The sequence below is a fragment of the Nocardioides dokdonensis FR1436 genome, from assembly GCF_001653335.1.
GTDB classification, from domain to species: domain Bacteria; phylum Actinomycetota; class Actinomycetes; order Propionibacteriales; family Nocardioidaceae; genus Nocardioides; species Nocardioides dokdonensis.
In genome coordinates this window covers 1,658,010-1,670,478 of sequence record NZ_CP015079.1, presented here as the reverse complement: position 1 = coordinate 1,670,478, position 12,469 = coordinate 1,658,010, and the positions used below count along the sequence as shown (strand labels likewise).

At 73.6% G+C, this 12,469-nt stretch carries 9 protein-coding genes and 1 tRNA gene; 3 read left to right on the top strand and 7 right to left on the bottom strand.

The annotated features are described in order from the left end of the window. Positions 1 to 377: 377 nt before the first annotated feature. Entirely contained in the window at positions 378 to 2,042 is a 1,665-nt protein-coding gene (locus I601_RS07895; RefSeq protein ID WP_068107998.1) for an amidohydrolase, read from the bottom strand. Positions 2,043 to 2,113: 71 nt separating this feature from the next. Then, on the bottom strand, positions 2,114 to 5,665 hold the full coding sequence (locus I601_RS07890) for a SpoIIE family protein phosphatase (protein ID WP_218917772.1): 3,552 nt from the start codon (positions 5,663 to 5,665) through the stop codon (positions 2,114 to 2,116). A 258-nt stretch (positions 5,666 to 5,923) separates the two neighbouring features. Here I601_RS07890 and I601_RS07885 point away from each other — a divergent pair, with 258 nt between their 5' ends. After that, positions 5,924 to 6,814, top strand: a complete 891-nt coding sequence (locus I601_RS07885) for an alpha/beta fold hydrolase (protein WP_068107995.1) — start codon at positions 5,924 to 5,926, stop codon at positions 6,812 to 6,814. A gap of 313 nt (positions 6,815 to 7,127) precedes the next feature. Here I601_RS07885 and I601_RS07875 read toward each other — a convergent pair. Next, positions 7,128 to 7,203 (bottom strand) — tRNA-Thr (locus I601_RS07875). A gap of 115 nt (positions 7,204 to 7,318) precedes the next feature. Next, positions 7,319 to 7,501, bottom strand: coding sequence for a hypothetical protein (locus tag I601_RS07870; protein ID WP_068107991.1), 183 nt, complete (start codon positions 7,499 to 7,501; stop codon positions 7,319 to 7,321). Between the two features lie 106 nt (positions 7,502 to 7,607). Between I601_RS07870 and I601_RS07865 the strand changes: the two genes are divergently transcribed. Continuing rightward, positions 7,608 to 8,534 (top strand): LysR family transcriptional regulator, encoded by a 927-nt coding sequence (locus I601_RS07865; protein WP_068107989.1) that lies wholly within the window; start codon positions 7,608 to 7,610, stop codon positions 8,532 to 8,534. A 26-nt stretch (positions 8,535 to 8,560) separates the two neighbouring features. Beyond that, entirely contained in the window at positions 8,561 to 8,959 is a 399-nt protein-coding gene (locus tag I601_RS07860; protein ID WP_068107987.1) for a limonene-1,2-epoxide hydrolase family protein, read from the top strand. Positions 8,960 to 8,993: 34 nt separating this feature from the next. Here I601_RS07860 and I601_RS07855 read toward each other — a convergent pair whose 3' ends face one another. The 3 genes from I601_RS07855 to tmk are packed head-to-tail and all read right to left on the bottom strand — an operon-like array spanning position 8,994 to position 12,423. After that, a complete protein-coding gene (locus I601_RS07855; protein ID WP_084527329.1) occupies positions 8,994 to 10,583 on the bottom strand; it encodes an alpha/beta hydrolase in 1,590 nt (529 codons plus the stop codon). Next, a complete protein-coding gene (locus I601_RS07850) occupies positions 10,580 to 11,761 on the bottom strand; it encodes a DNA polymerase III subunit delta' (RefSeq protein WP_068107985.1) in 1,182 nt (393 codons plus the stop codon). Before I601_RS07850 ends, I601_RS07855 begins: the two co-directional genes overlap by 4 nt. Continuing rightward, positions 11,758 to 12,423, bottom strand: a complete 666-nt coding sequence (gene tmk, locus I601_RS07845; RefSeq protein ID WP_068107983.1) for a dTMP kinase — start codon at positions 12,421 to 12,423, stop codon at positions 11,758 to 11,760. The genes I601_RS07850 and tmk overlap by 4 nt, the downstream gene beginning before the upstream one ends. Positions 12,424 to 12,469: the final 46 nt, after the last annotated feature.

Genomic DNA, 12,469 nt, shown 5'->3' with positions numbered 1-12,469 from the left:
GCGGGGCCGGACCCCGGGCGTGGTCGGAAGCGCCCAAGTTACCAGCGCCGCGAGCGCCGAGCCGTCGCCAGTTCCCGGACGCGCTCCCCCCAGCCCTGCGACGCTCCGGATGTGGGGTCGGTCCCGGCCTCTCGTAGTCAGGAGGACCGAACGGCCGACCGACGCCCGGTCCCCGCGGGGCGGACGCCGGCCATGGCCCCTTCGGTCCTTCCGGCTACGGCGCGGCCACAGCTCCCGACGCGACGGCGGGTCGAACCACCTGCCTGACGAAGCACGGGGGTCCCTGCCTCCAGGAGCATCTCCGCGGTGCAGAGCTGACTTCTGGAGGGTGCACAAGTGACTGGTCGGTGGTGCAGAAGTGACTGCTCGGCCGGCGGTCAGTCGCGGCGGTAGACCTCCGAGCCCCGCGCCCAGGCGGTGACCGGCTCCGCGGAGCCAATCTCGTCCTCGTGCAGGTCGAACGGGTCCCGGTCCAGGACCAGGATGTCGGCGGAGGCCCCGACCCGGAGGTTGCCGGAGTCCTCCTGGTGGTTGGCATGGGCGGCACCGCTCGTGTAGGCCTGCAGGGCCTGGCTCAGGGTGAGCCCCTGCTCGTCGCGCATCGGGGGCTCCTCGTCGCGCTCGTCGGTGCTGCGCGAGGAACGGTTCACCAGGACGTGGATGCCCTCCATCGGGTCGGGCGGGTTGATCGGCCAGTCCGAGCCGCCCGCCACGAGGGCCCCGCTGTCGACGATGTCGGCGAACGGGTACTGCCACTCGCGACGCTCCTCGTCGAGGTAGGGCTCGACCATCTGCACCGCGGGCGTGTTGTAGCGGGCCCACATCCCCTCGACGTTCGCGATCGCGCCGAGCAGGCGGAACCGGTTGCGGTCGCGGGGCGCGACCAGCTGCAGGTGCGCGAGCTGGTGGCGCTGGTGGCTCCACCCGTTGTGGCGTCGCGCGGCGGCGATCGCGTCGAGGGAGGTCCGCACGGCCCGGTCGCCCAGGGCGTGGAAGTGTGCCTGGAAGCCTGCGGCGTCCAGGGCGGTCACGGCCTCGTCCAGCTGCTCGGGGCCGAGGAAGGTGAGGCCCCGCTCCCCTCCGGCGCAGGGACAGCGGGCGCCGCCGAGGTAGGGCTCGTCCACCGCCATGGTCAGGGTCTCGGAGACGCCGTCGACCATCAGCTTGACCGAGCCCGCGTCGAGGCCGGCCTCGGCGAGCCGGGCGCGCTCCGCCTCCAGCTCCTCGACCTGCTCCACGCCCCTGTGGCGGTCCCACCACAGGGCGAGCCGCACGCGCGCGGTGAGCTCGTCGGCCGCCACGAGGTCGAGGTAGGCCTGGGTCGGGTCGTCGATGCCGGCGTACCCACCGACCAGGGCGTCCTGCCAGCCCACGATCCCCCACGAGTGCAGGTGCGCCTGGGCGTCGCGCAGCGCCGCAGCCTTCTCCTCGCGGGTCGTGTCGACGAGCCGGTGCACCAGCCCCGCGGCGGACTCGCGCAGCGTGCCGGTCGGGTTCCCGTCGTCGTCCCGCTCGATCCAGCCGTCCTCCGGGTCGGGGGTGTGCTTGTCGATGCCGGCGAGCTGCAGCGCGCGGGTGTTCACCCAGGCGTTGTGGTGGTCGTTGCTGGGCAGGAAAGCCGGCCGGTCGGGTACGACGCGGTCCAGCATCTCCGCGGTCGGCCCCGTGCGTGGGTCGAAGTGCTCCAGCGACCAGCCGCCACCGCGGAACCAGGCGTCGCGCTGCGCGTCGCCCTGCTCGGCGACCGCGTCGGCGATGGTGTCGAGGCACTCCTCGGCGCTGCTGCAGTCGGTGAGCAGGGCGCTGCGCAGCTCCAGGCCCCCGATCAGCGGGTGGACGTGTGCGTCGTGGAAGGCCGGCATCACCAGGCCCCCGGCGGCGTCGACCTCCTCGATCTTCCGGCCGGCCGCGGACATCTCCTCGCGGACCCGGTCGAGCGGGCCCACGGCGTAGATCTTCCTGCCCCGCACGCCCACGGCGTTGTCGTGGTGGTAGGTCAGCCCGTCGAAGAGCCGTCCGTTGGCGAAGATGAGGTCGTTCACAGCTGTCCCGTTCGGTCGGTGGAGATCGTGCCGGTCGACTCGTCGACGAGCCCGGGCTCCCGCCCGGACCCTCAGCCGGGCACGGTACGCCGCAACCAGGCCGGCCACGGCTCACCCTCGTCTGGGCGTTCCGTCTGGCCGCGGACCTGGGCGATCATCCACGCCCGCAACCGCAGCACCTCCGGCTCGGCGCGCACCGTCAGCAGCCGCTCCTCGTCGAGGCTCACGTCGGTAGCGGTGAGGAGCCGGTGCAGGCGTGCGGCGTCGTCCGCCACCGAGGGCGGCAGCTGCACCACGACGTCCACCTCGGCCAGCCCCCGCGAGCGGGCGTCCTCGACCGAGCGACGGATGGCCCGACGGACGGGGCCGAAGACGGCGAGGAGGTCGCGCACCTCGCTCATCGAGCCCAGCGCGGGATCGAGCGCGTGGGTCGCGGACAACAGCTGCAGGTCCCGGACCAGCTCGTCGATGTGCGCGTCCTGGCGCAACCACAGCTCCACGGGGCAGGCCCGCAGGTGCACCCGCTCGGACCCGGCGACCGCGTCGGCCCGTGGCCCCTGCTCGGGGCCGGGCGCCGAGTCGGGCGGGCGTACGACGCTGTCGACGCGCTCGTCGACGAGCCGCGCCCAGACCCTCGTGCCACCGGGGACCCGCTCGACCCCCCAGTCGTCGGCGAGGACGGAGACGATCCCCAGCCCGCGCCCGGTCGTGGGCTCGGAGTGAGCCGCGCCGGGCTCGACGACCAGACGGGGCATCAGGGCCTCGACGGGCACGTCGCCCTCGTCCGTCACCGCGACCGTGGTGGCGCCGTGGTCGAGGCGCACCGAGACGTCCATCATCGCCCCACCGCTGTGCAGCGCGGCGTTGGCGGCCAGCTCGCCCACGCACAGCTCCGCGTCGTCGACCAGCTCGGCGCCGCGCCCGCGCAGCGCCTCACGCACGAACCGCCGCGCGCCCGGGACGCTCGCGGGGTCGGCGGGGAAGCGGGTCCGCACGATCCGGCCGCTCACCGTGGGTGACCGCTCGAGCTCGACCGCCTCGACGCCGGGGCCCGGCTGGACGCGCCGCGACGGCGGCGGGCCGTCCTGCTCGTGCAGCCTGACGGCGACCAGCGCGATGTCGTCCTCCCGCACGCTGGGCACCATCCGGGCCAGCAGCCGGTCGCACAGCTCGTCGAGCGGAGGGTCGCCCACGGCCAGGCTGGCCAGCTCGCGCCGCAGCCGCTCCAGGCCCACGTCGAGGTCCTCGCCGCGGCGCTCGACCAGGCCGTCGGTGAAGAGCAGCACCGTCGAGCCGCGCCGCAGCACCACCTGCTGCTCCCCGCGTCGTACGTCGGGGTCGAGGCCCAGCAGCAGGTCGGGATCGTCGGTGAGCAGCAGGTCGACGGTGCCCTCGGGCGTCAGCACGGCCGGGGGTGGGTGCCCGGCGTTGGACCACCGCAGCCGGGTCACGCCCTCCTCGACCTCCTCCGGGGTCTGCTCGAGGCGGGCGAGGACGGCAGTGGCGGTGGTGTCCACCCCCAGCGTGTCGAGGGCCCGGTCGACGCCGTGCAGCACGTCGCCGGGGCCCAGGCCGCTGAAGACCGACACCCCGCGCAGCAGGTTGCGGACCTGGCCCATGGCGGCCGCGGCGGCGGTGTCGTGACCGACCACGTCGCCGATGACCAGCATCGTGGCGCCGGCGTCCTGGACGAACGCGTCGTACCAGTCGCCGCCCACCTGCGCGGTCTCGGCCGCGGCCTCGTAGCGCACCACGATCTCGAGGTGGTCGGGCTGCGGCGGCGCCGTGAGCAGGCTGCGCTGGAGCCCCTCGGCCAGGTCCCGCTGCTCGGCGAAGAGCCGCGCGTTGTCGACCGCGAGACCGGCCCGTTCCGCGACCTGACCCAGGGTGTCGAGGTCGTTGCCGCTGAAGCCCCCGCGGGCGGAGTCGCGCAGCACCGTCAGCAGCCCGACGACGCGATCGCGTCCCCGCAGGCTGACGACCGCCACGTGCTCGGGGGCGAGCCGGCGCACCAGGTCGGGCACCTCGCCCTCCTCGAAGATGCTGCACAGGCCCTCGGTCGCCCCGGTCGCGACGATCGGGCGGTCCGCGGCCAGGACGGCGGGCAGGAAGGACTGGTCGACCAGGCGGGTCAGACGCACCTCGGCGAAGCGGTCGACGAGGGGCTGGGCGTCGCGGTCGCGGTGCCACCCGCCGACGTCGCGCAGGCCGGGCAGGCGCCCCTCGTGACCGGGCTCCTCCACCAGCGTCGCCACGCACCAGTCGCCGAGCTCGGGCACGACCAGTGCCCCCAGCCGCGCCACCGCCTCCTCGAGGTCGAGGGTGCCGGCGAGCTGCTCGGTCACCGCGGCCACCAGCGCGTCGCGCCGCGCTGTGCGGACCACCTGCTCCTGGGCCCGGTGCCGGGCGGTCACGTCGACGAAGTAGACGGCCAGGCCGTCGGGGTTGGGCCAGCCCCGCACCTCGTACCAGGCGTCGAGCGGCTCGGGGTAGTAGGCGTCGAAGGCGACGGGCTCGCCGGTGCGGGCGCTGAGCCGGTAGTGGTGCTCGAAGTCGCTGCCGACGGCGGCCGGGAAGGAGGTCCAGATGTCCTGGCCGGCCAGCTCCTCGCGGCTGCGACCGAGCAGCCGCTCGGCCTCGCCGTTGAGGTAGGCGAACCGCCACGAGCGGTCGAGCTGGAAGAACGCCGTGGGCATCGACTCCAGGACCCGCGCGACCCGGGCCTCGCCCTCCTGCACGGCCGTGGTGTCGTACGCCGCACCCAGCACGCGCACCGCCTGTCCGCGCTCGTCGCCGAGCGCTCGGCCGCGGGCCGCGATCCACCGCACCCCGCCCCCGGGCAGGTTGATGCGGTACTCGGCGGCGTACTCGCCGCAGGAGGCGATCGCCCGGTCCAGCGCCGCCGTCACGCGCGGCACGTCCTCGACGTGGACGACGTCGGTGAAGGCCTCGATGGTGCCGCCGAACGAGTCGTGGTCGAAGCCGAAGATCTCGAGCAGCCGGTCGTCGAACCTCAGCTCGCCGGAGGGCAGGTCCCACTCCCAGGCGCCGACGCCCGCGGCATCCGTCGCCAACCGCCAGGCCACCTGCTGCACCTCGTAGTCAGAGCTCAGCGCGGCGAGCTCGAGGTCGCCGACCACCGCCTGCGCCAGCCGCTGCAGGGTGCTCTCGTCGAGCGGCGACCACTCGTGGGGCGCGACGTCGTAGACGCACAGGGCGCCCACGACCTGGCCGCCGGAGGCCACCAGGGGGACGCCCAGGTAGGCACCGACCGCGCCGGAGGTGACCGGGGGCAGGCCACCCACCCGGACGTCGGCCACGGCGTCGGGCACCACCAGGGGTGCGCCGAGCCCGACGGTGACGGTGCACAGGGAGTCCTCGGCCGGCGTCTCGATCCCGACGGCGGCGCTCCCGGCGCCGTGACCGCCGACCACGACCTGGGTCTCGCCGATCAGCGACACCTGGGCGGAGCCGGCGTCGAGCAGCGCGGCGGCCAGCTCGCACAGGCGGTCGAGGGAGGAGCTGCGGTCGCTTCCGGCCACCAGCCGCCGCACGACGGCGCTGCGCACGTCGGGGGGCGGTGCCGAGCCGTGCGGGGTCCCTGGTGAGCCCGTCGCTACCATCGTCGGTGCCTCCACGCTCGCGGAGGCGGGCCTCCCCGCGCGTCCTGCGCGGCACCGGATCTTAACCGGAAGCGGGCGGCAGCACCTCGCCCTCGGGCGGGTCCCTGGCACCCATGGCCACCGCCGCTGTCCGGGGCTAGCGTGGCGGGGACGCCGCGAGCCAGCGGCGTGCGGCATCTCGCTCCATCCCCGGCACGCCTCCACGCCCGGCCGCTCGTCCGCGGACGATCCGGCCCCGGGCTCATCCTGAGGAGCATCTTGAGCAACGACACCCAGACCGTCAGCGTCCCCCACCTCGGCGGCTCACAGATCGGCTACCGGTTCGGCGAGGAGTACGACGCCTCGAAGCCGACCCTCGTGCTGGTGAACTCCTTCACCACCTCGGTCGAGCTCTACCGGCCCCAGTTCGCGAGCGAGGAGCTCAGCGGCGCGGCGAACCTCCTGTCCATCGAGCCCTTCGGGCACGGAGCGACGCGGGCGGCGTACGAGCAGTTCACCTACTGGGACAGCGCGGTGGCCAACCTGCAGGTGCTCGAGGCCCTCGGCATCGAGCGGGCCTTCGTGCTCGGCACCTCGCAGGGCGGCTGGATCGCGGCCCGGATGGCGATGCTGGCCCCCGCGACCGTGCAAGGGGTCCTCCTGCTCGGCACCTCGATGGACTACGAGTCCCCGCGCAGCCGCGAGCGGGGCTGCTGGGACGGCATCGAGTTCTGCTCTCCCTCGATCGACGCGCTGGCCGAGCCCGTCGGCGACGACTGGGTGGTGCCCACCGACTTCGTCGACGCGGTGCTCGGCGCCGGGCTCGGCGAGGACGTGTCCGAGGACGAGCGGGGCTTCTGGCACTCGGTCTACCAGCAGAACTACACCGGCGACGACGGTCGGCACCGGCTGCGGGTGTGCACCATCAACCTGCGCGACCGCGACGGCCTGCACGCGCGGCTCGACGGCGTGCGGTGCCCGGTGCTGTGGCTGCAGGGCACCGCGGACCAGGTGTACTCGGTCGCCAACGCCGAGGAGGAGATCACCTTCTTCACCGGCTCGTCCGACGCCGAGCTGCGCGTCGTCGAGGGCGGTCAGCACTTCATGAGCGCCTCGCACCCCGACGTCGTCAACGCCGCCGCCGCCGAGTTCGTCCAGCGCTGGGCCTGATCCTGGTCCGGATCCACTGAACATCACGTCGCTGCTGTACGGCGACGTCACCTTCACCTACTCCATGGGCCGGGTCATCCACGACTTCGTGGTCGACAAGCCGGTGGACCGGATGTAGCAGCACCCTCTCCGAACGTCGGGCTGTCCCTCTCGTGTGGGGGGCAGCCCGACGTGCGTGTCTGTCGGGCGGACGGTCTCGGCCGTGCGCAGGACTAGCGCGGCGGCGACGCGAAGCACCGCGAGCGCCGCAAGACCCGAGGGCCGGACCCACGACCTGAGGGTTCGGCTGTCCGGTATGTCCTGCGACATCACATGGAGCCGCCTGTCGGAATCGAACCGACGACCTTCTCATTACGAGTGAGATGCTCTACCGACTGAGCTAAGGCGGCGTGCTGCCCACATCCGGCGGACCGGCGACAGGCAACCCGGCGAAGCATACAGACGCCGCCCCGGCCGCGAGAAATCAGGCGGCGGCGAGGCGGCGGCGTACGACGTCGGTGTCGCTCAGGCGGCGAGGACGCGCTTGCGGGGCTCGGCAGCCGCCCAGCCCAGCGGGGCGGACTGCTCGGCGCCGCACCAGCAGTCGAAGGTGGCGACGGGGCCCTGCTCCGAGGCGGTGACCGCCGTGAACTGGGTGGGGAAGATGATCTGGCGCTTGCTGCAGGAGGTGCAGAGGTGAGTGAGCACGGCGATTCCTTTCACGGCTCGGAGACACGTTGTCTGGCTCTATTCTGACCCGCCAGTAGACATAGGGGTAGCCTGACTTTCCAGCACGAGGTATAGGCTCGCCCTTGTGCTTTCTGTGCACCAGCTCACATGCTTCCTCGCCACCTACGAGCAGGGTTCCCTGACTCGCGCCGCCGAGGAGCTCGGTTACGCCCAGCCCTCGGTCTCCGAGCAGGTCCGCGCGCTCGAGAAGTCCCTGGGCGTGCAGCTCTTCCGCCGGGTCGGGCGGGGTGTGGTCCCCACCCCGGTCGCCGACACGATGCGGCCCTACGCCGAGAAGGTGCTGGCCGCGATCGCCGAGACCGAGGAGGCGGTGGCGAGCGTGAAGTCGTTGGAGACCGGCACCATCCGGTTCGGGATGTTCGGCATCGCCCGGCTGTACGCCGGCGCGGCCCTGATCGCCGACGTGCTGGCCCGCTACCCGGGCGTGCGCGTGGAGCTGGTGGGCCAGAACTCCACCGAGGTCGTCGAGGACCTGCGCCGCGGGCGGCTCGAGGCAGCGATGCTGGCCGTCTCGACGGTGGCCAGCGAGGGGATGACGGTGCGCCCCGTGGCGCGCGAGGAGCTCGTCTACATCAGCGCGCACGCCGAGCACCTGGCCTCCCCGGTCACCGCGCACCGGCTCTCCCAGGCCTCGCTGGTGATGCCGGAGACGACCTACCGTGCCGTCGACTCCACCCGCGCCACGCTGCGCCAGATGCTGCACGAGGCCGGGCGCAACCCGCAGAGCCGGATCGAGGTCGAGGACGTCGAGACCGCCGTCGAGCTCGTCGGGATGGGCCTGGCCGACAGCGTGATCCCCCGGGGAGCCGCCGAGCAGCTGCTGCCCCGACTGGCCCCCGGCGCCGGCTGGGTCTCGCTGCGCCCGCGCCAGTTCGACACCTTCGCCATCGTGCACCGCAGCAACGCCGTCCTCTCCCCCGCCGCCCAGCTGATGATCGAGCTGGCCACCCGCCGGATGCAGGCCATCGCCGAGCCGTTGAACCCCCGCTGAGCGACACCCGCGCCTAGGGTGGCGCCATGACCGAGCCCCTCGCCGTGGTCCGCGCGTTCCTGCAGCACCTCAGCGCCGACGAGACCGACCAGGCCGTCGCCCTGCTGGCCCCTGATGTCGTCTGGCGCAACACCGGCCTGCCCACGGTGCGCGGCGAGAAGGTCGCGGATGCGCTGCAGATGCTCACCCGACGCGGCGTCGGGGTCGGCGTCGAGCTGCACCACGCCGCCGCCGACGGCTCGACCGTGCTCACCGATCGCCACGACACCCTGACCTTCAAGGCCTACGGCAGCCGCTTCCACGTCGACGGCACCTTCGAGGTGCGCGACGGGCTGATCACCCTGTGGGACGACCGCTACAGCTGGGGCGCTGCCAGCGTCGCCTCCGTGGTCGGGCTGCTGCGGCTGCTGCGGCGTACGCGGTAGGTCTGGGCCGGGTCGGCGCGATATCTGGGCCGGGTCAGCAGGTGGTGCCGTCGTCGGGGACGGTGCCGTCGATGAGGAAGTCCTCGATGGCGGTGTCGATGCACGCGTTGCCCGAGTTGTACGCCGTGTGGCCGTCGCCGTCGCGGGTCAGCAGCACGCCGGGCTCGAGCTGGGCGGCCAGGGCCTCGGCCCACTCGTACGGGGTCGCGGGGTCCCGCGTGGTGCCGACGACCAGGATCGGCTCGGCCCCGGCGGCGGTGATCTCCTCGCCGGTCGGGCCGTCCAGCGCGTCCGGCGCGCTCTGGAAGCCGGCGCACCCGACCAGGCTCCAGGCGAAGACCTCGCCCAGGGTCGGGGAGACCTCGAGGAAGTCCGGCACCTGCGCCGGGATGTCCTCCACCGGCGTCGAGGACGGGTCGTCGAGGCAGTTGATGGCGTAGATCGCCTCGGCGGAGTTGTCGGCGTACTCCCCGCTCGGGGTGCGCGAGGCGTAGGTGTCGGCCAGCAGCATCAGCGTGGTGCCGTCGCCCTCGAAGGCGGTCTCCAGGCCCTGGCTGAGCAGGAACCAGTAGTCGCTGACGTACAGCGGCGTGATCAGGCCGTAGAAGGCGCTGCCGGCGGTGAGCTCTCGGCGTCCCGCCGGGATCGGCTCCTCGTCGACGTCGTCGAGGAAGGCCGTGATCCGGTCCAGCCCCTCCTGAACGGTGTCGCCCAGGAAGCAGTCGTCGGTGTTCTCGACGCAGTCGCCGACGTAGGCGCGCAGCGCCCGCTCGAAGCCGGCGGCCTGGCCGAGGTTGAGCCCACGGCCGGTCAGGGACACGTCCACGGCGCCGTCGAGCACCAGCCGGTCGGCGCGGTCGGGGAAGAGGTCGGCGTACGTCGCGCCCAGCTTGGTGCCGTAGGAGGCCCCCAGGTAGGTCAGCCCGGTCTCGCCCAGCGCGGCGCGCAGCACGTCCATGTCGCGCGCGGCCTCGACCGTGCTCACGTGGGCGGCCAGGTCGCCCGAGAGCTCGGCGCAGCCGGCGAAGAAGTCCTCGAGGTCCTCGACCAGCGCGGTCACCTCGGCCGGCTCGTCGGGCGCGGGGTCGGCGGCCAGGAACCGGGTCAGCTCCTCGTCGGAGAGGCAGTCGACCGGCGCCGAGGCACCGGTGCCTCGCGGGTCGAAGCCCACGATGTCGTAGCGGGCCAGCAGCGGTGCGCGGAAGACCCCGTCGCCGGCGGCGGCGTACGACGTGCCGGGGGCGCCGGGGCCGCCGGGGTTGACCACGAGCGAGCCGAGCCGCTGCTCGGGCTCGGCCGCGGGCACGCGGAGCACGGCGATCTCGATGGTCTCGGCGTCGGGTGCTGCGTAGTCGAGCGGCACCTCGAGGCGGGCGCACTCGTTCTCCGGGCCGCTCTCGCAGGGCTGCCAGTCCAGGGTCTGGGAGTAGAACCCGGCCAGCGCCGGGTCGGGCGGCTCGGTGGCGTCGCCGCTGGGGGTGGTCGTCGGCGCCGGGCCGTCGCGCTGCGGCCGGCCGCTCTGCCCGTCGCTGCCCAGGACGCCACCGAGCACGAGCGCCAGCGCCAGGCCGAGCACGCTGAGCACCATCGCGAAGACGACCACGATCGCCACAGCACGCTTCACCGGCTGCTCCCCTCGGGAACCATCAGGGCCACCATCATGGCTTCCAGCGCCAGGGCGGGCGGCACGTTGAACTCCAGCATCTGCTCGCGGGCCTCGAAGACCGCGTCGATGCGGCGCAGGTTGAGCTCGGGGCTCGAGGTGCGCACGACCTCCTCGACGTCGGGTCGGATCTCCTCGTTGACCAGCGGCCCCGCGGCGCCGACGGCCAGCGCGATCGCGTCGCGGTAGACCGAGACGAGGTCCATCAGGCTGCGGTCGACCACGTCGAGGACCCGGCGCTTGGCGCGGGTCTTCTGGCCCTTCTCCAGGGCCGCGAGGGCGGGCGCGTACTCGCGCGGACGGCGGCCGCGCTCGACCACGCCGTAGGAGGAGTCGAGGTCGGTCTTCTCCCGCGAGTCGAGGTCGACGGTGATCGCCTCGGCCTCCTCCTTCGCGACGTCGACCAGGTTGGAGGCGGCCTGCATGCAGGCTCCCAGGGTCGTGAGCTGCGCGGGGTGCAGCACCACCTCGCGGCGCCGGTTGCGGGTCGCCTCGTCGGTGGCCAGCGCCCGGGCCCGGCCGATGTGGCCCTGGCTGGCGCGGGCGGCGTACGACGCGAGCGCGTCGGGCACGCCGAGGGTGCGGGACAGGAAGCTCGCCACGTCCGGGGACGACGGTGTCGTCAGCGTGAGCAGCCGACAGCGGCTGCGGATCGTGGGCAGCACGTCGTCGACGGTGGGCGCGCACAACATCCACACCGTGCGCTCGGTGGGCTCCTCGATCGCCTTGAGCAGCGCGTTGCAGGCCTGGTCGGTGAGCCGGTCGGCGTCCTCGACCACGAGGACCTGCCACCGCTTGCCGACCGGGGCGAGCGCGGAGCGGCGGACCAGGCCGCGCACCTCGTCGACGCCGATGGAGAGCTTCTCGGTGCGGATCAGGGAGACGTCGGCGTGGCTGCCGGCCATCGTGGTGTGGCAGCCGTGGCAGTGCCCGCAGCCCGGGTCGTCCGGGGCGTTCTCGCACTGCAGGGCGGCGGCGAAGGCGATCGCGGCGTTGGAGCGGCCGGAGCCGGGGGGGCCGGTGAAGAGCCAGGCGTGACTCATGCCGCGCCCGGACGCGGCCGAGCGCAGCGCCTCGATCGCCGGGCGCTGCCCGACCAGCCGCTCCCACACCGTGGTCGTGGCCACCGGGGTGCTCATCGGGCCTCCGCCCCGGCGCGGGTCGCGCCGGCGAGCAGCGGCTCGAGCCGGCGCTGCACCGCGGTCGCGATCTCGTCGACGCTGGCGCGGGCGTCGAGGACCAGGTAGTGCGCGGGGTCGGCCGCGGCCATCGCCACGAACGCCTCGCGCACGCGTCGGTGGAACTCCAGGGACTCTCCCTCGATCCGGTCGCGGCCCTCGAAGCGGCCCAGGCCGGCAGCGGGCTCGAGGTCGAGCACCACGGTCAGGTGCGGGCGCAGGTCGCCGGTGGCCCAGCGGGCCACCTGCTCCACCTCGGCGACCGGCAGGCTGCGCCCCGCGCCCTGGTAGGCCAGCGTGGAGTCGACGTAGCGGTCGGTGATGACGACCTCGCCACGCTCGAGCGCGGGCAGCACCAGCGTCTCGACGTGCTCGGCCTTGTCGGCGGCGTAGAGCAGCGCCTCGGTGCGGTCGGCCAGGGCGCCGGTCTCGGGCGAGAGCACGATGCGGCGCAGCTCCTGGCCCACCGGGGTGTCACCGGGCTCGAAGGTGAGCACGACGCGGTAGCCCTGCTCCTCCAGCCAGGTGCGCAGCAGCCGCGACTGGGTCGACTTGCCGGACCCCTCGCCGCCCTCGAAGCACACGAAGACGCCGCGCTGGGTGTAGGTGCCGGGCGTTGTCACGGACCCGAACCTACGTGGCCGCCCCGACACCGACCACTCCCGGTCC